The sequence below is a fragment of the Streptomyces sp. 184 genome (assembly GCF_045781775.1).
Classification (GTDB): domain Bacteria; phylum Actinomycetota; class Actinomycetes; order Streptomycetales; family Streptomycetaceae; genus Streptomyces.
Genome location: NZ_CP123230.1, coordinates 4,628,427 through 4,653,277 on the forward strand (window position 1 = coordinate 4,628,427; position 24,851 = coordinate 4,653,277).

Consider the following 24,851-nt stretch of genomic DNA (forward strand, 5'->3'; position numbering starts at 1 on the left):
CCGTCCAGTGGCGGGTGACGGCCCCCCTCAGAGCGGAACGCGCAACGCTGCGTCGATCAGCTCTGCCGCCTCGGCGGTCCCCCCTCCGCCGGTCTCGGTCAGATGGCGACGGACCGCGCGCAACCTGTCCCGCAGCCGCTGCGACTCCATCCCTCTGGCCGCCCTTGCCATTTCCAGCGCCGCCTGCGCCGCCTCCTCGGCATCTCCCTGACGCAGTTCGACGTGGCTCAGAATCGCCAGCCGGTGCACCCGCCCCCGGTCGTGCGCGGGCCGGTGCACGGCGGTCGCCGCCTGTTCGCGGGCGGCGCGCAGGTCGCCGATGCGTAAGAGCGCCTCGGCCACCTGCACGTTGACCAGACCCGGCTGGACGTAGTCCGTCTCGTCCGGCTCCTGGCGTGCGCTGATCCGCCCGGCGGCGGACTCGGCGCGGCGGATGCAGCCCAGGGTGCCCGAGCGGTCGCCGAGGAAGGCGTACGCCTTGGCCTGCATCGCGTAGAGATCGGCCGCCAGCGCGGGGCTGACGTCCTGGTCCGCGGCCCGCAGCGCGGCCTCCGCGAACGCCACCGCCTGGCGGTACTCCTCCAGGAACAGCGACTGGTTGACGAGCATGGCGATCACGTACGCGCCGAAGCCGCGGTCCCCGCTGGCCTTGGCCAGCCGCAGCGCCTGGTGGAAGTAGCGCTGCGACAGGCCGAGGGCGTCCGAGTCGTAGGCGCAGATGCCCGCGACGGCGACGAGGCCGCCGGTGGCCCGGTGCAGCCGGCGGCCGAGATCGTCCCCGTACGACCCGCGGAGCAGCGGCGCCGCCTCGGAGTTGAGGAAGCGCACGACGCGGGCGCGCGTCGCCATGCCGCCGGCCTTGCGGTACATCTGCTCGTAGTGGGCGCGGGCGGCCTTGAGGGTGGTGACGTCGGCCTCGCTGACGTGCACGGGGCCGGTACGGGAGACGTCCCCGTCCTCCGGCGGGTTCTCCCACTCCCACACCGGGATCACCGCCGGGGTGCCGGTGAGCGCGCGGGCGCCGACGACGTTCGGGTGCTGCTGCTCGTCGGAGCGCCACAGGGCGGTGGCGCGCTCGACGAAGCGGGCGAGCGGCGCGGCGGCCGACGAGGCGCCGCCGGCGGAGCCGAAGCCGATGTCGTCCAACGTGACCGGGCGGTCGAGCCGTTCGGCCAGCACCTCGCAGATGAGGTCGGGCACCTGGCCGCGTGGTCGCTGGCCCTTGAGCCAGCGGGCGACGGCGGTGTGCTCGTAGCGCAGCCGCAGTCCGCGGGCGGCGCCGGCCCGGTTGACGTGCGCGGCGAGCCCGGCGTGGGAGATCCCGGCTTCGTCGAGTGCCGCGTCGAGCAGGGTGTTGGGCTCCATATGCCCTCCTGCGAGCAGGGTGTTCGCCAGCGTAACCGAGGGCCTTTCACACGGGGTGTGAACCGCGCGCCCGCAGTCGTGGCCCGTGCGCCCTCCCGGTGGGCACGGGTGGCGAGTTGACTGTGCGGCATCGGGTCCGCTCGCTTCCCCGCAGCCTGGCGGCGGTTCCGTAGCCGCTCCGCCCGGCCGTGCCGGACCCGGCACCTGGCCGGCCGGGCGAGTGGCAACCCCCCCACCGGCGCGGGCGCCGCGGGCCGGACGGCGGTCCGGTCCGCGGACGTCCGCGACCGGGGCGAAGGGGGCGTACGCCCCGCTCAGCCGGCGACGCGCAGCCAGATCCCCGTGCAGTGCGGCATGGCGGAGACCTGCACCTGCTCCAGCAGGACGCGGGCGCCGCCGGGGCGGTCGAAGAGCCGGACGCCGTCGCCGAGGAGCACCGGCGCGGTGAACACCAGCACCTCGTCCATGAGACCCGCCTCGACGCACTGGCGTGCGACGTCGGCGCCGATGACGTTCACGTAGCCGTCGCCCGCGGCGGCCTTGGCGGCGGTGACCGCGGTGTCGAGGTCGCCGACGAAGGTGACGCCGGGCACGGGCTCGGCCGGCGGGTGGTGGGTGAGCACGAACTGCCGCCCCTCCCAGCCGCCGCCGAACGCCTCGCCCTCGTTCTCCGTGCCGCGGTGCGGGTCGTCGCCGCGGAAGCTGCGGGCTCCCGAGAGGATCGAGCCGACCTGCGGGATCAGCCCGGCGACCGTGGGGTTGTCCCCGAGGTGGTCGGCGAGCCAGGACATGTCGCCGCCCGGTCCCGCGATGAATCCGTCAAGCGACATGGTGGCCGAGTACAGCAGCTTCGCCATGGGTGCGCCTTTCCTTGGGTGGTCCGCGGACCGTCGAGCCTGCCGGGTGTGACCGGCGGCGGGCCCGGAAGTCATCGGTGCGCGCCGCGGGGGCCACCCGAACGCGCCCGCGCGCTCACCCCACCAGTACGCCGAGGGGGTCGTCGAGCACCGGCTGCCAGGCGAGTTCGGCCGCGCCGACCAGGCTGTTGTAGTCCAAGGTGCACTCCAGCACCGGCACGCCCCCGCTGCGCCCCCACAGGCTGCGGTCCGCCACCACCGCGCGCAGCCGCTCGGGGGCGGCGGCGAGCAGGACCTGGTGCAGGCCGCCGAGGATGATGCGGTCCGGGTTGAGGATGTTGACCAGGCCGGCGAGGCCGAGGCCGAGGCGGTCGACGACCAGCGCGACGGCGGTGGCGACGGCGGGGTCCGCGTGCTCGTCGCGTACCAGCTCGCGGGCCTGCTGGAGCAGCGAGACCTCGGGGCCCGGGGCGCGGCCCGCGGCCGTGAGCAGCGCCAGCGGGTCGGTCTCGACGTCCAGGCAGCCGCGGCTGCCGCAGTGGCAGGGCAGGCCCTCGTCGGGGTTGACGGTCAGGTGGCCGACCTCCAGCGCGAGCCCGGCGCTGCCGGTGTGCAGCCGCCCGTCCAGGACGAGCGCGCCGCCGACGCCGCGGTGGCCGGTGGCGACGCACAGCAGGTGAGCGGAGCCGCGGCCGGCGCCGTGGCGGTGCTCGGCGAGCGCGGCGAGGTTGACGTCGTTGCCGGTGAAGGCCCGCGGGGCGACGGTGAACTCGATGCCGGAGCCGGTCAGGCACTCGTGGAAGATGCGGCGTACGGGCGCGCCCGCGGGCCAGGCGAGGTGCAGCGGGTTGAGGGCTTCGCCGTCGGGTTCGGCGACCGCGGACGGCACGGCCAGGCCCGCGCCCACGCACGTCCGCCCGGTGGCGCGCAGCAGCTTGGCGCCCTCCTCGACGACGGCGGCCAGTACCTGCGCGGGGTCGGCCGGTACGGTCCCGCAGCCGGGGGCGGTGGCGACGATGCGCCCGCCGAGCCCGACGAGCGCGGCCCGGAAGCCGTCGGCGTGCACCTGCGCGGCGAGCACCACGGGGCCGTCGGGGTTCACGGACAGGCCGTGCGAGGGCCGGCCCTGGTGCCCGGCGGCGGCGGGGCGGGAGTCGACGGTGATCAGGCCGAGCGCCGCCAGTTCCGCGGCGACCGCGCCCGCGGTGGCACGGGTCACACCCAGCTCGGCGGTGAGCACGGCGCGGGTGGGTGCCCGGCCGGTGTGGACGAGTTCCAGCGCGGGCCCCAGCGCGCTGCGGCCCCTCTCGGGTCGCGCGGGCCTTGTACGAGTCGGCGTCACGCTCCTATTCTGTCTTTGTGCCGACGCTAAACAAAATACGGGCGGCGCTCCCCCGGTCACTCCGCGGCACGCGCACGCCCGGCAGCCCCGCGGGAGCCCAGCTCGCCCGCCTCCGTACCGTCCTGACCATCTTCTTCGCCCTCGACGGCTTCGTCTTCGCCGGCTGGGTCGTCCGTATCCCCGACATCAAGGACCAGACCGGCGCCTCGCCCAGCGCGCTGGGCCTGGCCCTGCTGGGCGTGTCCGCGGGCGGGGTGGCGACCATGGTGCTCACCGGCGGGCTCATCCGCCGCTACGGCGCCCACGCCGTCACCGTGGGCACGGCGGTGCTGCTCTCGGCCGGCGTGGTGCTGCCGCCGCTGACCCGCTCCGCCCTCGCGCTCGGCCTGGTCCTGCTGGTCTTCGGCGCCGCGTTCGGCTCCATCAACGTCGCCATGAACAGCGCGGCCGTCGACCTGGTGGCCGCCATGCGGCGGCCCATACTGCCCAGCTTCCACGCGGCGTTCAGCCTCGGCGGGATGCTCGGCGCCGGGCTCGGGGCGCTCGTCGCGGGCCACCTCTCCCCCACCCGGCACCTGCTGCTCCTCGCGCTGCTCGGGCTGGCCGTCACCGTCTTCGCCGGGCGCGCGCTCCTCGCCCTCCCGGTGCCGAAGCCGCCGCCCGGGCCCGGCGCCGCGGACCGGCCGCGGGCGAAGCCGGGTGTGGAGCCGGGGATCGAGCCGGGCACGGAGCCGACCGCGGCGGAGCTGCCCGCCGGGCGCGTCCGCCTGCTCGTCGCCGTGCTGGGGCTGGTCGCCCTGTGCACCGCGTACGGCGAAGGCGCCATGGCCGACTGGAGCGCGCTGCACCTGAAGGAGTCACTGGACGCCGGCCCGGGCCTGGCCGCCGCCGGCTACTCCGTCTTCGCCCTGGCCATGACCGCCGGCCGGCTCTCCGGCACCGCGCTGCTGCTGCGGCTCGGCCAGAACCGCGCCCTGGTGGCCGGCGGCGCGACCGCCTGCGTGGGCATGCTGCTCGGCTCCTTCTCCCCGTCCGTCTGGGGCGCGCTGGCCGGCTTCGCCCTCACCGGGCTCGGCCTGGCCAACATCTTCCCCATCGCCATCGGCCGCGCCGGCGAGCTGGCCGGGCCGAACGGCGTCGCCGCCGCGTCCACCCTCGGCTACGGCGGCATGCTCCTCGGCCCGCCGGCGATCGGCTTCCTCGCCGACTGGTTCTCGCTGCGCGCCGCGCTGAGCACGGTCGCGCTGCTCGCCGGGGCCGCGTCGGTCATCGCGTACGCCATGCAGGCCGTGCAGCACGGCGGTCGTCCGCGCCGGGGTTGAGAAACGGGGCGGGTCAGCGCGTCACTTGACGCCGACGGTGCGGGCGAGCACCGCCCGCTGCACGGGCAGCGCCTCGGCGTGCAGCCTACGGCCCGCGTCGGTGACGCACACCTGCACGCCTCTGCGGTCCTCGGGACACATGCCGCGGGTCACGAGACCGTGTTTCTCCAGCCTGCCGACGAGGCGGGAAAGCGCGCTCTGGCTCAGGTGCACCCGGTCCGCCAGCTCCTGGACTCTCAGGCTCGCCTTGTCGCCGGACTCGGTCATGCCGAGCAGCACGTCCAGCACCTCGAAGTCGCTGGCGCCGATGCCGTATCGATGCAGCTCACGGTCCAACTCGCCCACAGCCCGCGCGTGCACCGCGCGGATCTCCCGCCACGTAGAAACGACCGCGCCTTCGGCGCTCCCCGTTGCCATGGCATGGCACCGTACCAGCCCGTGAGCGCGATGTGACGGCCGGTGTGCAACGGATTGAACACGGGGGTGCACGGATAAGCTCTGGTGGAGGAGGGGGCGGATAAATGCGGGGAACGAGGACCCAGAGCCAGCGGGACGCCGCGACCGTCGAGATCGTGTACGCGGCGGTCACGGCGGCGCTGCTGGCGGGCGCTGTGTTCCTCGCCGTCGCCGCGCCCGCGCTGTTCTTCGACGCGGTGCACGGCGACACGCGGGCGGGGCTGCTCCTGACCGCGAAGGCGGCGGGGGCTACGGCGTTCGTGATGCGCGTCGGTCTCGTACTGCGTCGCTGGTGACCAGCCGCCGGACCAGCGGCCAGAGCAGGATCAGCGCGATGACCGCGTAGACGGTGACCGCGAACGGGGTGTTGACCAGGCCGCTCAGGCTGCCGTCGCTGAGCTGGAGCGCCCGGCGCATCTGCTGCTCGGCCGCGGGGCCGAGGATGACGCCGATGATCGCGGGCAGCACCGGCAGCCCGTAGCGCCGCATGCCGAGCCCGATCAGCCCGATCACCAGCAGGATGACCAGGTCGACCGCCTCCCCGCTGACGGCGTACGCGCCGACGGCCGCGAAGAACAGGATGCCCGCGTACAGGTACGGCCGCGGGATGCGCAGCAGCTTCGCCCACACCGGCGCCAGCGGCAGGTTGATGAGCAGCAGCAGGAACATCCCGACGAACAGCGACGCGATCAGGCCCCACACCAGGTCAGGCTCCCGGTCGAAGAGCAGCGGCCCCGGCTGGATGCCGTACTGCTGGAACGCGGCCAGCATCACGGCGGCGGTGGCGGTGGTCGGCAACCCGAGCGTGAGCATCGAGACCAGCGTGCCCGCCGCGGACGCGGACGCCGCCGACTCCGGCCCGGCGACGCCCTCGATGGCGCCCCTGCCGAACTCGTACTTGTGCTTCGACAGCCGCTTCTCGGTCACGTACGACAGAAACGTCGGGATCTCCGCGCCGCCCGCCGGGATCGCGCCGAACGGGAAGCCGATCGCGGGGCCGCGCAGCCACGGCTTCCAGGTGCGCCGCACGTCGGAGCGGGCCAGCCAGGGCCGGCCGACGGGGATGGGGCCCTGGTTGCCGGAGCGCAGCCGGGCTGCCACCCACAGCGCCTCGCCGACCGCGAAGAGGCCGACCGCGACGATGATGACGTCGATGCCGTCGGCGAGTTGGAGCGAGCCGAACGTCAGCCGCTCCTGGCCGGTCATCTGGTCGAGCCCGACCAGGCCGATGGTCAGCCCGATCAGCAGCGAGGCGAAGCCGCGGATGCGGGAGCGGCCCAGCACGGAGGTGACCGCGATGAACGCGAGGACCATCAGGGCGAAGTAGTCCGGCGCGCCGATGTCGACGGCCAGGTCCGCGATCAGCGGGGCCAGCGCGACGAGCAGGATCGTGCCGATCATGCCGCCGGCGAAGTGCCCGATCGCCGCCGCGGCCAGGGCCTGCGGGCCGCGACCGGACTTGGCCATCGGATTGCCTTCGATGGCCGCGACCACCGCGGCGCTCTCACCGGGGGTGTTGAGCAGGATGGAGGTGGTGGAGCCGCCGAACATGCCGCCGTAGTAGATGCCGGCGAACATGATGAGCGCGGCGGTGGGCTCCAGCCCGTACGTCACGGGGAGCAGCAGCGCGACGGCCATCGCGGGGCCGATGCCGGGCAGCACGCCGATGGCGGTGCCGAGGAGGACGCCGACGGCGGCCCAGAAGAGGTGCGCGGGCGTCAGTGCGGTGCCGAAGCCGTCGATGAGCGAGGTGAAGGAGTCCATCTCACAGCACCTCCATGAGCGGCCCGCCGGGCAGCGGGACGCCCAGCAGGTTGTTGAAGACGGTGTACGTGACCACCGACAGCACGGCGGCCACGAGCGGGTCGGTGCTGAACGCGCGGCTGCCCAGCGCGTAGGCCGCGCCCCAGAACAGCAGGGCGCCGGCGACGGGGAAGCCGACCTCGCCGATGAGGAAGGCGGCGGCGAGGAAGACCCCGGCGAGCAGCAGCACGGTGCGCCACTCGGAGGGCGCGTCGAGGTCGACGTCCTCGCCGCCCTCGGCCTCGCCCCTGCCGCCGCGCAGCACGTCGACGGCGAGGAGGGCCGCGACGACGCACAGGGCGATGCCGACGACGGTGGGGGCGGCCTCTGGTCCGACGGGGCCGCGCTGGGCGAAGTCGGTGTCCATGGTCAGTGCGTCGATCAGCACCAGCACACCGAGGGCCAGCAGCAGGACGCAGACGCCGAGTTCGGACCTGCCGCGCAGCAGGGCGAGCGGGCCGCCGGCGCCGGGCGGGGCGATCTCGTCGTCCGGGGGTTCCGCGGGGGTCCGGGCCCCGTCCGTCGTCGGCTCGTTCGTCACAGGCCCAGCTCCTTCAGCACCGAGACCACGCGCCGGTCCTGCGCGTCGAGGTAGTCGCCGAACTTCTCGCCGGTCAGGAAGGCGTCCGTCCAGCCGTTCGTCTTCAGCGACTGCCGCCACTCGTCGGTGTCGTGCAGCTTCTCGAAGAGGTGGATGAGGTTCTTGCGTTCGGTGCCGGACAGCCCCGGCGGGGCGACGAAGCCGCGCCAGTTGGTGAACGCCACGTCGATGCCCGACTCGCGCAGCGTGGGCGCGTCGAGCCCCGGGTGCCGCTTGCCGCCGGTGACGGCGAGCACCCGCAGGTCGCCCGCCTCGATCTGGTCGAGGTACTCGCCGACGCCCGAGACGCCGAAGGCGACCTTGCCGCCGAGGATCGACGCGAGCAGTTCGCCGCCGCCGTCGTACGGCACGTAGTTGACCTCTTTCGGCACGATCCCGGCGGCCCGGGCCATCAGCATCGGCGCCAGGTGGTCAGGGCCGCCGGGGGACGAGCCGCCGCCGACCGGGGTCTTGCCCGGGGAGGCTTTCCAGTCGGCGAGCAGATCCCCGAACGTCTCGTACGGGGAGTCCGCGGGGACCACGACGATGTCGGGCTCCTCGGTCACCCGCGCGACGGGGGTGGTGTCGGCGAGCGTGTGGTCGGTGGTGTTGGCACGTACCGCGCCGCTGACCCCGAGGCCCATGGACATGGCGAGCTTTCCGTTGCCGTGCGCGTTGACCAGCCGGGACAGGCCCACGGTGCCGCCCGCGCCGGGGAGGTTGAAGACCTCGACGTTGTTGCCGAGGTCGGCCTCCTCGATGTTGCGGGCGATGGTGCGGGCGGTGATGTCGTAGCCGCCGCCGGGGGTGTTGGGCACCATCAGCTCCAGGCCGGGGATCCGGCTGCCCTCCGCCGCGCCGTCCCCCTCCGTGATGAGCGGAGGGCCGAGGAGCACCAGCAGCGCCGCTGCCGCGAGCGCGAACGGGGTGCGTAGAGTGGTCGGCAGACGCACGGTTCGGGTCACCGCCTCTTCGTCGGGGAGCCGGCTCCGCGGAGCCGTGGATGATCACCGGGGTCCCGATGTCGCCACATGCTCCCGCCGGGACCGCCGGGTGTCGCGCTTGTGAACGCAAGGAAACTTCTGGTCGTTCTGGTCCCGGCGCGGGCCGCCGCGGGGCGCTAGCCTGACCGCCGTGATCCGGGTACTGGTGGTCGACGACGACTTCATGGTGGCCAAGCTGCACAGCCGCTACGTCGCGGCGACCGACGGCTTCGAGGTGGCCGGCGTCGCGCACAGCGGTGCCGAGGCGCTGCGCGCCGTGGCGCGGCTGCGCCCCGACCTCGTGCTCCTGGACGTCTACCTGCCGGACATGGACGGCATCGGGGTGCTGCGGCTGCTGCGCGCCGGGGAGCACGCGGACACCGACGTACTCATGATCACCGCGTCCCGGGACGCCGAAACCATCCGCGGCGCGCTGCACGGCGGGGCGCTGCACTACGTCATCAAGCCGTTCAGCCAGGCCGCGCTCCAGGAGCAGTTGCGCCACATCGCCGCCACCCGCGCGCGGCTCGACGCCCTCGACGACGCCGACGGCGTCCAGCAGGCGCACGTCGACCGGCTCTTCGGCGCCCGCCCCACCGTCTCGGGGGCGCTGCCCAAGGGGCTCAACGCGCGCACCGCCGAGCTGGTGGAGGGGGTGCTGCGCGAGCACCCCGGGGGTCTTTCGGCCAGCGAGTGCGCGGAGGCGGCGGCCATCTCCCGGGTCGCCGCGCGGCGTTACCTGGAGCACTTCGCCGACTCCGGCCGGGCCGAGCTGTCGCTGAAGTACGGCGGCACGGGCCGCCCCGAGCACCGCTACCGCTGGGCCGGCTGAGCCTCCGGGCGCGGGGCGCCCCCGCCGGTGCGGCGTACGCCCGCGCGAGCCCGTACGCCCGCGGGCGCCGCCCGTACGAGACCGCACACCCGCCCCGGACGTCACCTGTACGAGTGCTTGGCGGGGTGCCGGGGCGCCACCGGGGGTAGTGCTGCCCCCGGCGCTGGACGCGAACGACACCCGGGGAGGGGCGGATGCCGCCTAAGCAGCCGTTCGAACTGCCGACCTTCTACCTGCCGTGGCCCGCGCGGCTCAACCCGCACGTCGAGCAGGCGCGGGTGCACTCGCGGGCGTGGGCGCGCGAGATGGCGATGCTGGAGGGCTCGGGCATCTGGGACACCGCCGACCTCGACGCGCACGACTACGCGCTGCTGTGCGCGTACACCCACCCCGAGTGCTCCGCGGACGTGCTCTCGCTGGTCACCGACTGGTACGTGTGGGTGTTCTTCTTCGACGACCACTTCCTGGAGGCGTTCAAGCGCGACCGCGACCGGGCCGGCGCCAAGGCGTACCTGGACCGGCTGCCCGCGTTCATGCCGCTGGAGCCGGCCGGCGCGGACGTGCCGGAGCCGCGCAACCCGGTCGAGGCGGGGCTCGCCGACCTGTGGGCGCGTACCGTGCCGGCGATGTCGGCCGGGTGGCGGCGGCGCTTCGCGCGCAGCACGGTGAACCTGCTCGACGAGTCGCTCTGGGAGCTGGCCAACATCGACGAGGGGCGGGTCGCCAACCCCGTCGAGTACGTCGAGATGCGCCGCAAGGTCGGCGGGGCGCCGTGGTCCGCGGGGCTGGTGGAGTACGCCGCCGCGGCCGAGGTGCCGGACCGGGTCGCCGCGTCCCGGCCGCTGCTGGTACTGCGCGACACCTTCGCCGACGCCGTGCACCTGCGCAACGACCTGTTCTCGTACCAGCGCGAGGTCGAGGACGAGGGCGAGCTGAGCAACGGCGTGCTGGTGCTGGAGACGTTCCTCGGCTGCGGCACGCAGGAGGCCGCCGAGCGCGTCAACGACCTGCTGACGTCCCGGGTGCAGCAGTTCGAGCACACGGCGCTGACCGAACTGCCCGCGCTCTTCGCCGAGGAGGAGCTGACGCCGGCCGAGTGCGCGCGGGTGGCGGCGTACGCGAAGGGGATGCAGGACTGGCAGTCGGGCGGCCACGAGTGGCACATGCGCTCCAGCCGCTACATGAACCAGGGCGCCGCGTCCGGCCCGCCCGCCCTGCCGTACGCGCCCACCGGGCCCGGCACCGCGGAGGCGGGCCTGCGCGGGCTGCTGACCTCCACCGGGGCGACGCGGCTGCGCTCGTACACGCACGTGCCGCATCAGCGGGTCGGCCCGTCGCTCGTGCCCGAGATGCTCATGCCGTACCGGCTGCGGCTCTCGCGGCACCTCGACGCGGCCCGGTCCCGGACCGCCGCCTGGTGCCGCGAGACGGGCGTCCTCGGGCCCCAGCCCGGCGTGCCCGGCTCGCACGTGTGGGACGCCCGGCGCCTGCACGGCTACGACCTCCCGCTCTGCGCCGCGGGGCTGCACCCGGACGCCGACGAGGAGGAACTGGTCCTGGCGTCGCTGTGGCTGGCCTGGGGCACGTACGGGGACGACTACTACCCGGCCGCCTTCGGCCGCGTCCGCGACCTGGCCGGGGCGCGGGCCTCGAACGACCGCCTCAAGCGGTGCATGCCGCTCACCGACGGGACGCCGGCGCCGCCGCCCGCGAACGCCCTGGAGCGCGGGCTGGCCGACCTGTGGCGGCGGACGGCGGGACCGATGGCGCCGGAGCAGCGGGCGCGCTTCCGGGCGACGGTGGACGTCATGCTCGACGCCTGGCTGTGGGAGCTGTCCAACCAGGCACAGCACCGCATCCCGGACCCCGTCGACTACGTCGAGATGCGCCGGGCGACCTTCGGCTCCGACATGACGAAGTACCTGTGCCGGCTGCGCCGCGGGGACGGCGTGCCGCCGGAGGTCTACGACAGCGGGCCGGTGCAGGCGCTGGAGAACTCCGCCATGGACTACGCCTGCCTGCTCAACGACCTCTTCTCGTACCAGAAGGAGATCGAGTACGAGGGCGAGATCCACAACGGCGTGCTGGTGGTGCAGAACTTCTTCGGCATCGGATACCCCGACGCGGTGCGGATCGTGCACGATCTCACGACGGGGCGGATGCGGCAGTTCGAGCACGTGCTGGAGACCGGGCTGCCGGTGCTGTACCAGGACCTCGGGCTGTCGCAGGCGGCCCGCGAGGCGCTGGACGGCTACGTGCGCGACCTCCAGAACTGGATGGCCGGGATCCTCAACTGGCACCTGCGGGTACGGCGGTACGGGGCCGCGGAGCTGGCGGAGGACGCGGGCGGTCCCGGGCTGCCGGGCGGGGCGCCGGCGGGGCTCGGCACGGCGGCGGCCCGGCCGGCGGCGTGGACCGGGGGGTGACGGTCGGCGGGTGACGGGTGGCGGGTGACGGGGCGGGGGGACGGCCGGGAGGTGAGGGCCGGGAGGTGACGGCCTGGGTCAGCCGAGCCAGCCGGGGCGGACCAGCCCCGACTCGTACGCCTGCACCACCAGTTGCGCCCGGTCGCGTACCCCGAGCTTGACCATGGTCCGGCTGACGTGCGTCTTGGCCGTCAGCGGGCTGACCACCAGCCGGCGGGCGATCTCCTCGTTCGACAGGCCCATGCCCACCAGCGCCATGACCTCCCGCTCCCGGTCCGTCAGCTCGTCCAGGGCAGCCGCCGCCGCGGGCTCCTTGGAGCGGGCGGCGAACTCGGAGATCAGCCGGCGGGTGACGCCCGGGGACAGCAGCGCGTCGCCCTCGACCACGGCCCGTACCGCGCGCACCAGTTCCTCCGGCTCGGTGTCCTTGACCAGGAAGCCCGAGGCGCCGGAGCGGATCGCCTCGAAGACGTACTCGTCCAGCTCGAAGGTGGTGAGCATGACGACCTTGACGCCCGCCAGGTCCGGGTCGCCGGTGATCCGGCGGGTGGCCTCCAGGCCGTCCAGGACCGGCATGCGAATGTCCATGAGGACGACGTCCGGCCGCAGTTCGCGTACGAGGGCCACGGCCTGTTCGCCGTCGGCCGCCTCACCGCACACCTCCACCTCCGCCTGGGCGCCGAGGAGGGCGCTGAAGCCGGCCCGTACCAGCACCTGGTCGTCGGCGAGCATCACGCGGATCACTTGCGCTCCTCTGGGGTGTCGCGGCCGCGGGTCTCGCGGCCGGCGTTCACGGTATCCGCCGGGAGCGGGATCCGGGCCCGCACCCTGAAGCCCCCGTCGGGGCGGGTGGCGGCCTCGACGGTGCCGCCGAGCGCGGAGGCGCGCTCGCGCATGCCGACCAGGCCGTTGCCGCCGCCGGTGAGGCCGCCGGCGGTGGCGGGGCCGTCGTCGTCGATGCGCAGCTCCAGCTCGCCCGGCGTGTGGCGGACCAGGACGCGGGCGGTGCGCGAGCCGGAGTGGCGCACGACGTTGGTCAGCGCCTCCTGCACGATGCGGAACGCGGCCAGTTCGGTGCCCGGGGGCAGCGGGGCGCGCTCGCCCTCGACGGCGACGTCCACCGTGAGGCCCGCCGCGGCGGCCTGCTCCTTCAGCTCGCTGAGCCGGTCGAGGCCGGGGGCGGGCGAGCGCGGGGCGCCGCCGGGGGTGCGCAGCGCGTCGAGCACCTGGCGCACCTCGCCGAGCGCCTCCTTGCTGGCGGACTTGATGGTGGTCAGCGCCTCGCGGGCCTTCTCGGGCTGCTGGTCGAGGAGCGCGAGGCCGACGCCGGCCTGGATGTTGATCACGGAGATGCTGTGCGCCAGCACGTCGTGGAGTTCGCGGGCGATGCGCAGCCGCTCCTCGTCGGCGCGGCGGCGCTTGGCCTGCTCGCGCTCGGCCCGTACGGCGGCCCACTGCTCGCGGCGCGTACGCATCAACTCGCCGCCCGCGGCCACCGCCAGCACCCAGGCGACGACGAACAGCACCTGGCCCCACTGGGCGCCGTTGTCGTCGCCGGGCGGGAGCCAGCGGTAGAGGACGGAGGTGTACACGACGTGGCCGGCGAAGAGCAGCGCGAGCGCCCCCCAGACGGCGTGCCGCTCCCCCATCGAGATCGCGGCGAAACAGGCGACGGCGGCGCTGAGGAAGATCGGCCCGTACGGGAAGCCCGTGGCCAGATAGCCGAGGCAGACGGCGACGGTGCCGAAGGCGGCGGTGCGCGGGTAGCGGTGCCGCAGCAGCAGGAAGGCGGCCGTGGCGAAGAGGAAGCCGAGGGCGCCGGGGACGGGGTCGACGCGGTCGGCGGCCTGGGCGGCGCCGCGGGTGCCGACGACCATGAAGACGGTCAGGAAGAGGGTGGAGCGCCAGGGCAGCCGGTCGCGGCTGGGTTGCCGGCGCAGCAGGCCGGGGCCGGGCAGCGGCCGGCGGTCGGGGTCGTCCGGGCCGTCGCCGGGGCCGCCGGGGGCGTAGGGCGCGCCGAACGGCGGCCCCGGCCACCGCCGGCCGCCGGCCTCGTCGTCCCGCCCCCGCCACGGGGGTCGTCCGCGTCGCATGGCTGAAACGCTAACCGGCGGCGGTGGCCCCGGGCGTCAGCCGTACGCGGACACCCGGCGTACTCCCGGTGGAGTACCTGCTCAGCGGGGGGTGAGGCCGGTGGTTGCAGGCTCCCCGCCGGAACGGGCGGGCGGTGCGGGCGGCCGGGCTGCGGGGCGCGGTTACGGGGCGGGGGTGCGCAGGCCGATGCCGCGGGCCAGGTCGGCCGCGGCCCGGTCGAAGAACTCCTCGCGGGCGTGGACGACGTTGTCGAACTGGCCGAACACCTCGAAGCCGACGAGGCCGAAGAGCTGGGACCAGGCGGCGGTCAGCCGGGCCATCGCCGCCGGGTGCAGTCGCACGCCGAGGCGGCGCACCAACTGCTCGGCGTCGCGGAGCACGGCGGCGGACTCGACGGGCGCGGGGTCGAGCAGCCCAGCGTCGGCGGCGTCCTCGGCGACGGCGATGAGGGCGCGGGCGACGCGGGAACCGGGGGCGTTGGTGGCCTCGGGGGCGGCGTAGCCGGGGACCGGGGAGCCGTAGAGGAGGGCGTACTCGTGCGGGTGGGCCAGCGCCCAGCGGCGCACGGCGTGGCAGGCGGCGGTCCAGCGGGCGACGGGGTCGGCGGCGGGTGCGGCGGCGGCGCGTTCCGCGGCGGCGCCGACGGCGTCGTAGGCGTCGATGATGAGCGCGGTGAGGAGGTCGTCGCGGCTGGGGTAGTAGCGGTAGAGCGCGGAGGAGACCATGCCCAGCTCGCGGGCGACGGCGCGCAGCGAGAGGCGGGCGGCGCCCGCGTCGGCGAGCTGCCGTCTGGCCTCCGCCCTGATGCTCTCCGCGATCTCGGTACGGGCGCGCTCCCTGGCTCCGGTGACCCTCGTCATGGGGCCAGTCTGCCACCGCGAGAGCGGTGCACACAAACGAGAGCAGTGCTCTTGCTCTGGAGCACCGATCTGATGCACACTGCTCTACATCGAGAGCACTGCTCTCGAATCAGATCACCGCTCACGCCAGGAGGCCGCGATGTCCGCACAGCCCCACTACCTCAAGGCCGGCCCCGTCGCCTCGCGGCTCAACAAGGTGGTGGGCTGGCTCGCCCGCCGCGGGGTGAGCATCATGGGCACCGCCGAGCTGTCCGTACGCGGCCGCAAGTCCGGTAAGATGCTGCGCCTGCCCGTCAACCCCCACCGCCACGACGGCGAGCAGTACCTCGTCTCCGCCCGCGGCCACTCCCAGTGGGTACGGAACATGCGCGCGGCCGGCGGCGGCGAGCTGCGCGTCGGGCGCAGGGTGCGCGCCTTCACCGTCGAGGAGCTGCCGCCCGCCACCGCCGTGCCCGTGCTGCGCAGCTACCTCAAGCGCTGGGGCTGGGAGGTCAACCAGTACTTCCAGGGCGTGACGGCCGACTCCTCCGACGAGGAGCTGCTCGCCGCCGCCCCCGACCACCCCGTCTTCCGTCTCACCGAGACCCGCTGAGCGCGCCCTTCCGGTCCAGCATCGACAGCGCCCGGTGCGCCACCGGGTGGGTGCGGACGATCTCGCCGAGCGTCGTCGACCCCTGCGTGATCTTGGTGAACATGTGCCACGCCGGCCGGAACCCGGTCAGCGCCGCGTGGAACACCGCGGGGTGCCGCTCGAACGCCGCCAGCATCCGCCGCCCGACCGCCATCTCCACGCCGAGGCCGGCCTTGACGGCGAAGGCGTAGTTGAGCGCCTGGCGCCGGGCGTCCACCGCGTCCTGCGCCTCCGCGATCCGCACCGCCCACTCCCCCGCGAGCCGGCCGGAGCGCAGCGCGTACGAGATGCCCTCCCGGGTCCACGGCTCCAGCAGCCCGGCGGCGTCGCCGCAGACCACGACCCGGCCGCGGGACAGCGGCGAGTTGTGCGCGCGGCAGCGCGTGAGGTGCCCGGAGGACAGGCTCGGCTCGAAGCCCGCCAGGCCCAGCCGGGCGGTGAACTCCTCCAGATAGCGCTTGGTCGCGGCACCGTCGCCGCGGGCGGAGATCACGCCGACCGTCAGCGTGTCGCCCTTGGGGAAGACCCACCCGTAACTCCCGGGCAGCGGGCCCCAGTCGATGAGTACCCGGCCGCGCCAGTCGTCGGCGACCTCCGGCGGCACCGGGATCTCCGCCTCCAGCCCCAGGTCCACCTGCTCCAGCTCCACCCCGACGTGGCTGCTGGTCCGCCCCGCGCTGCCGTCCGCGCCGACGACGGCGCGGGCGAGCACCTTCTCGCCGCCCGCCAGATGCACGGCCACCGTGCGCCGGTCGGGCACGTCGGGCCCGTGCTGTTCGACGCGGGCGACGGTGACGCCGGTGCGCAACCGCGCACCCGCGCGCTGCGCGGCCTCGGCCAGCCGGGCGTCCAGCTCGGCGCGGTTGACGAGCCCGAACAGGGTACGGCGGGAGCGCCGGGTGCGGCCCAGCCGGCCGCGCATGGTGAACGTCACGGCGTTGACGCGGTCGCGCAGCGGCAGTTCGACGCCCTCGGGGAGCGCCTCGCGGGACAGCCCGATGATGCCGCCGCCGCAGGTCTTGTAGCGGGGCAGCTCGGAGCGTTCCAGGAGCAGGACGCGGCGGCCCTGGCCGGCGGCGGCGCACGCCGCCGAGGCGCCGGCGGGACCGGCGCCGATCACGACGACGTCCCAGACGCCCGGGTCCTCGCCGGCCCGGTCCCCCGGCGCGGGGTCGTGCCCCGCGTCCGGCGCCGCGTCCGGCGTCCCGTCCTGCGCGTCGCCCGGCGAGCGGCCGTCCGCCGCTTCGCCCGCTTCGTTGCCCGCCTCGTTCTCGCTGGTCACGTTGGCTCTCTGCTCCTGTTTCCGGCAACCCCCACCCGGGGGCGCCCACCTGCCGCATCCTAGAACGACGCACCGCTGTGCGATGATCGTCACCGCTCGCCCCGATACCGGGACCCGACACCGCAGGACACAACGCAGTTCGCCCGAGGAGCGTTCCCATGGACACCGATCGGCTTGCCGGCACCGTCGCCGGCCTGCTGCCGCGCGCCCGTACCGAGCTGGCCGAGCTGGTCTCCTTCCGCTCGGTGGCGCTCATCGACCCGGAGCGCTTCCCGGCGAGCGAGTCCGACGCCGCCGCCCGGTGGATCGAGGAGTCGCTGGCCACCGAGGGCTTCACGGACGTGCAGTTGCTCGACACCCCGGACGGGACTCGTTCGGTGTACGGGTATCTGCCCGGCCCGGCCGGCGCCCCCACGGTGCTGCTCTACGCCCACTACGACGTACAGCCGCCGCTCGACGAATCGGCGTGGCTCAGCCCGCCGTTCGAGCTGACCGAGCGCGACGGCCGGTGGTACGGGCGCGGCGCCGCCGACTGCAAGGGCGGCGTCATCATGCACCTGACCGCGCTGCGCGCGCTGCGCGAGAACGGCGGCGTGCCGGTCTCGGTCAAGATCATCGTGGAGGGCTCGGAGGAGCAGGGCACCGGCGGCCTCCAGCAGTACGCGGTGCAGTACCCGGAGTTGCTGGCGGCCGACACGATCGTCATCGGCGACGTCGGCAACTTCCGCGTCGGGCTGCCCACCGTCACGGCCACGCTGCGCGGCATGACGATGCTGCGCGTGCAGGTGGACGCGCTGGCGGGGAACCTGCACTCGGGCCAGTTCGGCGGCGCCGCCCCCGACGCCCTCGCCGCGCTCATCCGGATCCTCGACTCGCTGCGCGCCCCCGACGGCTCGACCACGGTGGACGGCCTGGCGCCCGGCTCCCGGTGGGAGGGCCTGACGTACCCGGAGGAGGACTTCCGCCGGGACGCGAAGGTGCTCGACGGGGTGGAGCTGATCGGCTCCGGCAGCGTCGCGGACCGCATCTGGTCCGGCCCGGCGGTGACGGTGGTCGGCATGGACGTCCCCTCGGTGGCCGAGGCCACGCCGTCGGTGCAGGCCACCGCCGCGGCGCTGGTGAGCCTGCGGCTGCCGCCCGGCCACGACTCGGCCGAGGCGACGAAGCGGCTGACCGCGCACTTCGAGACGCACGCGCCCTGGGGCGTACGGGTGACCACCGAGCCGTACGGCTCGGGCGAGCCGTTCCGCGCCGACGTCACCAGCCCCGCGTACCGCGCGATGGCGGAGGCGATGCGCGCGGCGTACCCGGGCGAGGAGATGCAGGTGGCCGGGCAGGGCGGCACGATCCCGCTGTGCAACACCCTCGCCGAGCTGTACCCGCGGGCGGAGATCCTGCTGATCGGGCTCTCCGAGCCGCAGGCGCAGATCCACGCGGTGAACGAGAGCGTGTCGCCGGAGGAGCTGGAGCGGCTGTCGTTCACGGAGGCGCTGTTCCTGCACGGGTACGCGGCGGGTCGCGCGGGCTGACGCGGCGGGACGGCGCGGGCGGCCGGGCCCGGACCGGGTGGTCAGACGACATCCGTGAGCCGGGCGAAGACGACGACGTTGCCCTCGTAGCCGGGGTTGCCTGCGTCCTCGCGGTAGTCGCCGCCGCAGGTGAGCACGCGCAGTTCGGCGCGGTCGGTGTCGCCGTAGACGCGTCCGCTGGGGAAGTCGTCGGCGTCGAAGACCTCGACGGCGTACACGGTGAACACCGCGGTGCGGCCGTCCTTCCGGTCCACCTTGACGACTTCGCCGCGCTTCAGGCCGCCGAGGCGGTAGAAGACGGCGGGCCCGGCCGCGTCGTCGACGTGCCCGGTGACGACGGCGGTGCCGGCGGCGCCGGGGGTGGCGGCGTCCCGGTACCAGCCGGCGAGGTTGCGCACACCCGGGGGCGGCGCCGCGAGCCAGCCGTCGGGGTCCAGCCCGACGTCGGTCAGGGGTGCGTCGACTCCGATGGCGGGGATGCGGATCGCGGCGGGCGGTGAGGTGGGCAGCGCGGGGTGCGCGGGCGGGCCGTCGTCGGCGAGGCCGCTCCCGGCGGAGGGCTGGGGCGGGCCGAACCCGCCGGTGAGCGCGGTGTGGATCATGCCGATGCCCAGGAGCATCACGCAGATGACGACGCCCGCGGCGAACCTGTTGCGCAGCGCCCCGGCCACGCTCCCGCCGCCCTCACCGTCGCCGTCGCCGCGGGGGTCCGGGGGCGGTCCGCCGGGCGCCGTGCCGTTCGGGGCGGCCCCGTGCCCGGTCGTGTCGTGGGGCAGCGTGCCGTGCGGGGTCATGCCGTAGGGCATCGCGGCGTACGGGTCGATGGTGCGGTGCTCGTGCATGGTGCGGACCGTTTCTGCGCAGGGAGCCGCGCGGGGAACTGCGCGGGGAAAGGGGCGGGGAGCTGGGCGGGGGTCGGGTACGGCCTGCGTCGTGCGCCCCGCGGCCCTCGGGCCGCGGGGCGCCGCGCGCGATGCGGACGGGTGCCTGCGCCGCGGGGTCAGCCGCGCCCGGGCGCCTCCCGGCGCCGCAGGAGCAGGACCCCGCCGAACGCACCGGCGGCCGTGAGTCCGGCGCCGCCGGCGAGCATCGCGGTGCTGCCCTCCTGGGAGCCGCCCAGCCCGCCGCGGGCCGGCCGGGTGGGCTTCACCGGCTGGGCCGGCTCGGCGGGTTGCGCCGGCCGCACGGCCTCCTTGCCCGGCTGGGCGGGTTGCGCCGGCCGGGCGGCTTCCTTTCCGGGCTGGGCGGGTTGCGCCGGCCGGGCGGACCGTGTCGCCTCCCCGCCGGGGTCCTGCCGTGGCCGCGACGTGGCTCCGACCTCCGACCCGCCGTCGTCGGCGATGGTCAGGGGCGTGGTGCCGGACTCGGCGCCGCAGGTGAAGGTCACGTCGTACTCGGCGCCCGGCTTGGCGTCCAGGTCGACCTTCACCTGTGCGCTCTGGGTGCCGCCGCCCATGCCGAGGGTCGTCTTGTCGAAGACCCCCGACGAGGCCGTGGCCTCCTTGTCGCACTCCGTCACGGTCAGATCGACCTTGCCGCCGGGTTTGACGGTCTTGGGGGTGACGGTGAAGCCGAAGGAGGTGATGTTGCTGTCGTTGCCCTGCGCCGTCGCCACCGTGGCCGTGAGGCCGGCGGCGAGGGCGCCGACCGCCGCGGCGGCCAGCGCCGTGGATATGATCCGCATCGCTCGTTAGCTCCTGAAGTGGGGGACGCGACGACGTGGGCCGCCGCTAGCAGAGACGCTATGCAGCCAGAGCCATTGACACGCACTCAAAAACTGCCGAATGGGGCAATAGCAGGCCCAATAGGGTTGCTCCGGTCACCCCAGCGCGCTCCTCGCGTCCCCCTCGCGCTACGCCCCCTCCACGGTCGGCGCGCCGCCCTCCAGGTAGACCGCGGCGCCGCGCTGCCGGGCCCGCAGCGCCCAGCGCAGCCGGCTGAACCGCACCGCCGGCAGCAGCGCGCCCGCCTCCTCCTCCGTGACGAACCGCCAGGCGCGCAGCTCGGGACCCGGCAGCAGGACGCCGGCCGCCTCGGCGGGGCGCAGCCGGCCGCCGTCGTAGAGCAGCCGCAGCCCGCCGAACTCGGGCGGGCGGGGCGGCTCCCAGTCCACTACCAGCAGCCGGGGCGGCCGGCGCAGCGTCAGCCCCAGCTCCTCCGCCACCTCCCGGACGCCGCCGCGCGCCGGCGCCTCGCCGGCCTCGACGACGCCGCCGGGGAACTCCCAGCCCGGCTTGTACGTAGGGTCGACCAGGAGCACCCGGTCGTCCTCGTCGAAGAGCAGCACGCCCGCGGCGAGCGTCTCGCGGGTGGGTTCGGAGTTCTGCACGATGTCGCAGTGCCCGGCCCCGGCGCGCAGGCAGGAGGCGATCTCCTCGGCGGCCCGGCGGGGGGTCAGACCCGCGGCTTCGACGAGGTGGGCGTCGCTTGTGAGCCAGTGCGGGAAAGAGCCGGTGTGCAGGATCGTTTCGTCAAACGAGACCAGCAAATGCCGCACTTCGAAGCGGCGAGAGGCCAGCCTGCCGAAGATCTCGTCGCGGTGCTCCTGGCGCCACAGCGCCGCCGGCACCACCAGCGGACCGTCCGCCTCCGCCAGCAGCGCCGCCGCCGTCTCCACCACCAGCCGCCGCCACGACGGCAGCTCCTGCTCGTCGTCGACCTCCTCCAGCCGCTTCTGCGGCAGCAGCCGCCGCAGTTGTCCGCCCGTCAGCTCCGGGTCGTACAGGATGCTCCCCGGCGTCAGCTCCACCAGTTCGTGCGCGACGCGGAGCAGACCCGTATCCCATGCACCGTTCAACCAGACGATCACATGTTCCCCCTCTCAGCCGCCCCCAGAGAGTTGCCCGCTACCTGCTCCCGGGGAAACTCCGAGCGAAGAGTTTGGCCGCCGGGCTACGTCACACCGACGCGACCCGGCGCAATTGCGCCGGGTCGCGGACGAAGCCGGCGCTCCCCCTGCCCGTACGCCGCGGCCTACGGCCCAACCGGGCCGTACGGGGTCCGGCAGGGGACCGTTCGGCCCATCCACCGCACGCCCCCGACCAGGCAGGGTGTCGCTCACCTGCCCGCCGCACGCGGGCCGGTTACGGCGGCCCGGTCCGGAGATCAGAAGGGCTGGTCGACGGCTCCCCCCGGGCCGCCGTCGCCCTCTCCGCTCTCCGGCGGGCCGCCTTCGCCTGACCGGCGGCCTCGCCCGCCGCCGCCTCCTCACCCCTTCGTGGAGCCGAGCGTCAGCCCGGCGATGAAGTGGCGCTGGAGGAGCAGGAAGACGATGACCGTGGGCAGTGCGACGAGTACGGATCCCGCGGCGAGCAGGTTGTAGTCGGTGAAGAACTGCCCGCGCAGGTTGTTCAGCGCCGAGGTGATCGGGAGCTTGTCGCCGTCGGAGATGAAGACCAGCGCCCACAGGAAGTCGTTGTACATCCAGGTGAACTGGAGCGTGCCCAGCGCCGCCAGCGCCGGCCGGCACAGGGGCAGGGTGATCCGCCAGTACTGGGTCCACACCCCGGCGCCGTCGACGACCGCGGCCTCCAGGATCTCGGTGGGCAGCGTGCGCATGAAGTTCGCCAGCACGAAGACGCAGAAGCCGAGCTGGAAGCCGACGTTGGCGGAGATGACGGCCCAGTACGAGTCGTACATCATCATCGACTCGGACATCCAGTACGGCAGCTCGATGCGGTTGAACATCACGTACAGCGGCGTGACGATGACCTGCTGCGGCAGCAGGTTGCCCGCGGTGAAGAGGATGAGCAGGAAGAACCCGCCGCGGATGCGCAGCCGGGCCAGCACGAAGGCGGCGAACGACGCCAGGAAGAGCACGATCAGCACGCCGGGCACGGCGATGATGAGCGAGTTGACGAAGTACTTGCTCATCTCCGAGTCGGAGAACGCCTGCCGGTAGTAGTCGAAGGACAGCTTGCGGGGGAACGAGAAGTAGCCGTGCTTGGCCGTCTCCTCGTACGGGCGCAGCGAGGCGTACACGGCGAGCAGCAGCGGGGCCATGAAGGCGAGCGAGACCCCGCCGAGGAAGATGTGCACGCCGAACCGGCCGCGGCGCGGCCGGCGTGCGGCCGGGCGGCCGGGCGCCTTGGCCGGCGCCGCGGCGGCGGGGCGCGAGGGAGCCACGGCGGGTGTGTCGGCGGTCATCGGTGCTCCTCCCCGCGCATCTCCTGCACCAGATAGGTCACGATGAATCCCAGGGAGACGGTCAGCAGCACGACGGCGATGGCGGAGCCGAAGCCGATGCGGCTGGCCTCGCCGATGATGTTGTCGGTGACGAGCACGGACAGCAGTTCCAGGCCGTTTCTGCCCTTGTTGATGGCGTAGACGATGTCGAAGGCGCGTAGCGCCTCGATGACGGTGATGACCAGGACGACGACGTTGACCGGCCGCATCGTGGGGAAGACCACGCGCAGGAAGGTCTGGCGTTCGTTCGCGCCGTCGATGGCGGCGGCTTCCTTCAGCTCCGGCGCCACGGCCTTCAGCCCGGCCAGGTAGAGGATCATCACGTAGCCGGTGTGCCGCCAGCCGGCGGCCAGCAGCACCATCCAGATGTTGAGGTCGCGGTCGCCGAGCCAGTCGGTGGGGTTGTTCTCGTTGCCGAGGATGGCGTTCAGCGCGCCCTGGTCGCGGGAGAAGACCAGTTGGGCGATGAAGCCGACGACGGCGAGGGAGAGCACCACCGGCAGGTAGATCGTGGACTGGTAGAAGCGCGAGAAGCGCACGCCGCGGTCGATGACGACCGCGAGCAGCAGCCCGAAGGGCGTGGCCACCAGTCCCAGGAACGCGATCCACAGCAGGTTGTTGCGCACCGCGGGCCAGAACGGCGGGTAGTCGCCGCCGGCGAGCGTGTCGTAGTTGTCGCCGCCGACCCAGCTCAGGTCGGACAGGCCGTCCCAGGAGGAGAAGGACAGGGTGATGGAGGCGACCGTCGGCCCCCAGATGATGAACAGGTCCAGCAGGATGGCGAAGCCGAGCAGCACGCCGATGACGGCGAGGTCGCGGAGGGAGAACCGCCGCGGCCCCCGCCGTCCGGTGCGCCGCACGCGGGTGACGAGCGGCACGGCGGGCTACTCCTGGCCTTCGGCGAAAATGGTCTTCTTCTGGCCCTCGATGCCCTTGAGCAGGCCGTCGATGTCGTCGGGGTCGTCGATGAAGTCCTGGAGCGCCTTGATCATGACCGTCGAGGCGAAGTCCGGGCGGGTGTCCCGGTCGAGGAACTGGGATATCTGCTTGGCGTTCGAGACCAGCTCCGCGGCCTTCTTCTGGAGCGTGCTGTAGGAGGCGGTGTCGGCGTCGGCGTGCACCGCGACGTTGTTGGGGTCGGACTTCAGGTACGTCTCCTCGGCGACCGGGGTGGCGAGGTACTTCAGCAGTTCCTGCGCGCCTTCCTCGTTCTTGACCTTGGCGGACATCAGGAAGCCGTCGATGGGCGCCTCGACGGCGTCCTGGCCGTGCTCGGGCGATATCTCGGGGAAGGGGAAGAAGTCGAGGTCCTCGCGGTCGGCCTCGGGGAACTGCTGGCCGGGGTGCGGCAGGCCGAGCACGGCCATGCCGGTCTTCTTCTGGGCCAGCGACTGGGCGGCCTCCTGCCAGGTGCGGCCGTTGGCGCCCTGGTCGTGGTACGGCATGAGGCCGCGCCACAGGTCGAAGACCTCGCGCACCCGGGGGTCGGTCCAGGACTCCTCGCCGGCCATCAGCGACTTGTGGAACTCGTAGCCGTTGGCGCGCATGTCGAGGTAGTCGAACGTGCCCATGGCCGGCCAGCCGTCCTTGTCGCCGAAGGCGAACGGGACCAGGCCGTCCTTCTGCATCTGCTTGGCCAGGGCCGTGTACTGGTCGAACGTCGTCGGTATCTCGTAGCCGCCCTGCTCGAAGACGCTCTTCCGGTAGAAGACCGCCCACGGGTAGTAGTAGAACGGCACGAAGTACTGCTTGCCGTCGGCGCCGGTGGACTGGTCCTTCAGCGCGCCGGAGAAGCCGTCGAAGCCCTTCCACAGGTCGCTGATCTCCGTGAGCAGCCCGCGCTCGGCGAAGAACTGCATCCGGTAGCCGGCGAACCACATGAACACGTCGTCCGGCCGGCCCTGTAGGTACCGGTTGATGTTCTCCTGGAACGTGTTGTGGTCGACGGTGTTGACCTCGACCTCTTTCTTCGACTTCTTCCCGAACGCGTCGAACACGTCCTGGAACGCCTTGCGGGGCACCTCGTCGGAGGCGTTGGACCCCAGCGTCACGGTCTTGCCGTCCCCGCCCGGCCCGCTTCCGCAGGCCGCGAGCAGCGCCGGGAGAGTGACCGCGCCGGCGCCGACAGCGGCTCCTCGCAGCAGACTCCGGCGCGTCATCGGCGGTGCGGTGGTGGGGCGGCCTACAGTCCTGCCGGCAGAAGATGAGGCGCTCATCGCAACCCTTCCGTGGAGTGTTAACCAAACACAACCGAACGAAGATTGTGGGATCACACCTCCACCCAGGGTCACTGTCAAGGGTTTT

23 protein-coding genes are annotated in these 24,851 nt (G+C 73.8%); 6 read left to right on the forward strand and 17 right to left on the reverse strand.

Annotated features, from left to right (window positions below):
- Positions 1–27: 27 nt before the first annotated feature.
- The 3 genes from QBL21_RS19405 to QBL21_RS19415 form a co-directional block, all read right to left on the reverse strand.
- Positions 28–1,365, reverse strand: a complete 1,338-nt coding sequence (locus QBL21_RS19405) for a transcriptional regulator (protein WP_407563485.1) — start codon at positions 1,363–1,365, stop codon at positions 28–30.
- A 314-nt stretch (positions 1,366–1,679) separates the two neighbouring features.
- Positions 1,680–2,222: a dihydrofolate reductase family protein gene (locus tag QBL21_RS19410; protein ID WP_407563486.1), complete on the reverse strand. Its 543-nt coding sequence runs from the start codon at positions 2,220–2,222 to the stop codon at positions 1,680–1,682.
- A 115-nt stretch (positions 2,223–2,337) separates the two neighbouring features.
- A complete protein-coding gene (locus QBL21_RS19415) occupies positions 2,338–3,513 on the reverse strand; it encodes an ROK family protein (protein ID WP_407566476.1) in 1,176 nt (391 codons plus the stop codon).
- Between the two features lie 68 nt (positions 3,514–3,581).
- On the opposite strand from QBL21_RS19415, the gene QBL21_RS19420 reads away from it, so the two are divergent.
- Positions 3,582–4,886 (forward strand): MFS transporter, encoded by a 1,305-nt coding sequence (locus tag QBL21_RS19420; RefSeq protein ID WP_407563487.1) that lies wholly within the window; start codon positions 3,582–3,584, stop codon positions 4,884–4,886.
- 21 nt (positions 4,887–4,907) lie between these two features.
- Here QBL21_RS19420 and QBL21_RS19425 read toward each other — a convergent pair whose 3' ends face one another.
- Complete coding sequence (locus QBL21_RS19425) at positions 4,908–5,303, reverse strand: MarR family winged helix-turn-helix transcriptional regulator (RefSeq protein WP_407563488.1); 396 nt, start codon at positions 5,301–5,303, stop codon at positions 4,908–4,910.
- A gap of 104 nt (positions 5,304–5,407) precedes the next feature.
- On the opposite strand from QBL21_RS19425, the gene QBL21_RS19430 reads away from it, so the two are divergent.
- Positions 5,408–5,638 carry a DUF6332 family protein gene (locus tag QBL21_RS19430; protein WP_407563489.1) on the forward strand — a complete coding sequence of 77 codons (231 nt, stop codon included), beginning with the start codon at positions 5,408–5,410 and terminating at the stop codon, positions 5,636–5,638.
- Here the strand turns inward: QBL21_RS19430 and QBL21_RS19435 are convergent.
- Genes QBL21_RS19435 through QBL21_RS19445 form a run of 3 tightly spaced genes read right to left on the reverse strand, consistent with a single transcriptional unit; the run spans position 5,592 to position 8,678 of the window.
- On the reverse strand, positions 5,592–7,106 hold the full coding sequence (locus QBL21_RS19435) for a tripartite tricarboxylate transporter permease (protein ID WP_407563490.1): 1,515 nt from the start codon (positions 7,104–7,106) through the stop codon (positions 5,592–5,594). The two genes, QBL21_RS19430 and QBL21_RS19435, sit on opposite strands and share 47 nt — an antisense overlap.
- A 1-nt stretch (position 7,107) precedes the next feature.
- Positions 7,108–7,686, reverse strand: a complete 579-nt coding sequence (locus tag QBL21_RS19440; RefSeq protein WP_407563491.1) for a tripartite tricarboxylate transporter TctB family protein — start codon at positions 7,684–7,686, stop codon at positions 7,108–7,110.
- Positions 7,683–8,678: a Bug family tripartite tricarboxylate transporter substrate binding protein gene (locus QBL21_RS19445; protein ID WP_407566477.1), complete on the reverse strand. Its 996-nt coding sequence runs from the start codon at positions 8,676–8,678 to the stop codon at positions 7,683–7,685. The genes QBL21_RS19440 and QBL21_RS19445 overlap by 4 nt, the downstream gene beginning before the upstream one ends.
- 181 nt (positions 8,679–8,859) lie before the next feature.
- Here QBL21_RS19445 and QBL21_RS19450 point away from each other — a divergent pair, with 181 nt between their 5' ends.
- A complete protein-coding gene (locus tag QBL21_RS19450; protein WP_407563492.1) occupies positions 8,860–9,540 on the forward strand; it encodes a response regulator in 681 nt (226 codons plus the stop codon).
- A 194-nt stretch (positions 9,541–9,734) separates the two neighbouring features.
- Positions 9,735–11,966 carry a terpene synthase family protein gene (locus QBL21_RS19455; protein WP_407563493.1) on the forward strand — a complete coding sequence of 744 codons (2,232 nt, stop codon included), beginning with the start codon at positions 9,735–9,737 and terminating at the stop codon, positions 11,964–11,966.
- 78 nt (positions 11,967–12,044) lie between these two features.
- On the opposite strand, the gene QBL21_RS19460 is transcribed toward QBL21_RS19455, so the two are convergent.
- The 3 genes from QBL21_RS19460 to QBL21_RS19470 all read right to left on the reverse strand — a co-directional run bounded on the left by QBL21_RS19460 (position 12,045) and on the right by QBL21_RS19470 (position 14,920).
- Positions 12,045–12,710: a response regulator gene (locus QBL21_RS19460; RefSeq protein ID WP_407563494.1), complete on the reverse strand. Its 666-nt coding sequence runs from the start codon at positions 12,708–12,710 to the stop codon at positions 12,045–12,047.
- Positions 12,707–14,059 (reverse strand): sensor histidine kinase, encoded by a 1,353-nt coding sequence (locus QBL21_RS19465; RefSeq protein WP_407563495.1) that lies wholly within the window; start codon positions 14,057–14,059, stop codon positions 12,707–12,709. The genes QBL21_RS19460 and QBL21_RS19465 overlap by 4 nt, the downstream gene beginning before the upstream one ends.
- A gap of 162 nt (positions 14,060–14,221) precedes the next feature.
- A complete protein-coding gene (locus tag QBL21_RS19470) occupies positions 14,222–14,920 on the reverse strand; it encodes a TetR/AcrR family transcriptional regulator (protein WP_407563496.1) in 699 nt (232 codons plus the stop codon).
- Between the two features lie 139 nt (positions 14,921–15,059).
- Between QBL21_RS19470 and QBL21_RS19475 the strand changes: the two genes are divergently transcribed.
- Complete coding sequence (locus QBL21_RS19475) at positions 15,060–15,512, forward strand: nitroreductase family deazaflavin-dependent oxidoreductase (protein WP_407563497.1); 453 nt, start codon at positions 15,060–15,062, stop codon at positions 15,510–15,512.
- Here QBL21_RS19475 and QBL21_RS19480 read toward each other — a convergent pair.
- Positions 15,496–16,833: a geranylgeranyl reductase family protein gene (locus QBL21_RS19480; RefSeq protein ID WP_407563498.1), complete on the reverse strand. Its 1,338-nt coding sequence runs from the start codon at positions 16,831–16,833 to the stop codon at positions 15,496–15,498. The genes QBL21_RS19475 and QBL21_RS19480 overlap by 17 nt on opposite strands.
- A 158-nt stretch (positions 16,834–16,991) precedes the next feature.
- On the opposite strand from QBL21_RS19480, the gene QBL21_RS19485 reads away from it, so the two are divergent.
- A complete protein-coding gene (locus tag QBL21_RS19485; protein ID WP_407563499.1) occupies positions 16,992–18,362 on the forward strand; it encodes a dipeptidase in 1,371 nt (456 codons plus the stop codon).
- A gap of 41 nt (positions 18,363–18,403) precedes the next feature.
- Here the strand turns inward: QBL21_RS19485 and QBL21_RS19490 are convergent, their stop codons facing one another.
- From QBL21_RS19490 to QBL21_RS19515, 6 genes are all read right to left on the reverse strand, one after another.
- Positions 18,404–19,204 (reverse strand): class F sortase, encoded by an 801-nt coding sequence (locus tag QBL21_RS19490; RefSeq protein WP_407563500.1) that lies wholly within the window; start codon positions 19,202–19,204, stop codon positions 18,404–18,406.
- Between the two features lie 158 nt (positions 19,205–19,362).
- Entirely contained in the window at positions 19,363–20,046 is a 684-nt protein-coding gene (locus QBL21_RS19495) for a hypothetical protein (RefSeq protein WP_407563501.1), read from the reverse strand.
- Between the two features lie 168 nt (positions 20,047–20,214).
- Positions 20,215–21,171: an NUDIX domain-containing protein gene (locus QBL21_RS19500; RefSeq protein ID WP_407563502.1), complete on the reverse strand. Its 957-nt coding sequence runs from the start codon at positions 21,169–21,171 to the stop codon at positions 20,215–20,217.
- 398 nt (positions 21,172–21,569) lie between these two features.
- On the reverse strand, positions 21,570–22,508 hold the full coding sequence (locus QBL21_RS19505) for a carbohydrate ABC transporter permease (RefSeq protein ID WP_407563503.1): 939 nt from the start codon (positions 22,506–22,508) through the stop codon (positions 21,570–21,572).
- Positions 22,505–23,425, reverse strand: coding sequence for a carbohydrate ABC transporter permease (locus QBL21_RS19510; RefSeq protein ID WP_407563504.1), 921 nt, complete (start codon positions 23,423–23,425; stop codon positions 22,505–22,507). Before QBL21_RS19510 ends, QBL21_RS19505 begins: the two co-directional genes overlap by 4 nt.
- A 6-nt stretch (positions 23,426–23,431) precedes the next feature.
- The gene (locus QBL21_RS19515) at positions 23,432–24,706 is read right to left on the reverse strand and encodes an ABC transporter substrate-binding protein (protein ID WP_407563505.1); all 1,275 of its coding nucleotides are present in this window, start codon (positions 24,704–24,706) and stop codon (positions 23,432–23,434) included.
- Positions 24,707–24,851 lie beyond the last annotated feature (145 nt).

Excerpts from the sequence above, each read along its gene's own strand:
- QBL21_RS19405 (WP_407563485.1), bottom strand. The coding sequence starts at position 1,365 with ATGGAGCCCAACACCCTGCTCGACGCGGCACTCGACGAAGCCGGGATC.
- QBL21_RS19410 (WP_407563486.1), bottom strand. The coding sequence starts at position 2,222 with ATGGCGAAGCTGCTGTACTCGGCCACCATGTCGCTTGACGGATTCATC.
- QBL21_RS19425 (WP_407563488.1), bottom strand. The coding sequence starts at position 5,303 with ATGGCAACGGGGAGCGCCGAAGGCGCGGTCGTTTCTACGTGGCGGGAG.
- QBL21_RS19430 (WP_407563489.1), top strand. The coding sequence starts at position 5,408 with ATGCGGGGAACGAGGACCCAGAGCCAGCGGGACGCCGCGACCGTCGAG.
- QBL21_RS19435 (WP_407563490.1), bottom strand. The coding sequence starts at position 7,106 with ATGGACTCCTTCACCTCGCTCATCGACGGCTTCGGCACCGCACTGACG.
- QBL21_RS19455 (WP_407563493.1), top strand. The coding sequence starts at position 9,735 with ATGCCGCCTAAGCAGCCGTTCGAACTGCCGACCTTCTACCTGCCGTGG.
- QBL21_RS19465 (WP_407563495.1), bottom strand. The coding sequence starts at position 14,059 with ATGCGACGCGGACGACCCCCGTGGCGGGGGCGGGACGACGAGGCCGGC.
- QBL21_RS19470 (WP_407563496.1), bottom strand. The coding sequence starts at position 14,920 with ATGACGAGGGTCACCGGAGCCAGGGAGCGCGCCCGTACCGAGATCGCG.
- QBL21_RS19475 (WP_407563497.1), top strand. The coding sequence starts at position 15,060 with ATGTCCGCACAGCCCCACTACCTCAAGGCCGGCCCCGTCGCCTCGCGG.
- QBL21_RS19485 (WP_407563499.1), top strand. The coding sequence starts at position 16,992 with ATGGACACCGATCGGCTTGCCGGCACCGTCGCCGGCCTGCTGCCGCGC.
- QBL21_RS19490 (WP_407563500.1), bottom strand. The coding sequence starts at position 19,204 with ATGCACGAGCACCGCACCATCGACCCGTACGCCGCGATGCCCTACGGC.
- QBL21_RS19495 (WP_407563501.1), bottom strand. The coding sequence starts at position 20,046 with ATGCGGATCATATCCACGGCGCTGGCCGCCGCGGCGGTCGGCGCCCTC.
- QBL21_RS19505 (WP_407563503.1), bottom strand. The coding sequence starts at position 22,508 with ATGACCGCCGACACACCCGCCGTGGCTCCCTCGCGCCCCGCCGCCGCG.
- QBL21_RS19515 (WP_407563505.1), bottom strand. The coding sequence starts at position 24,706 with ATGACGCGCCGGAGTCTGCTGCGAGGAGCCGCTGTCGGCGCCGGCGCG.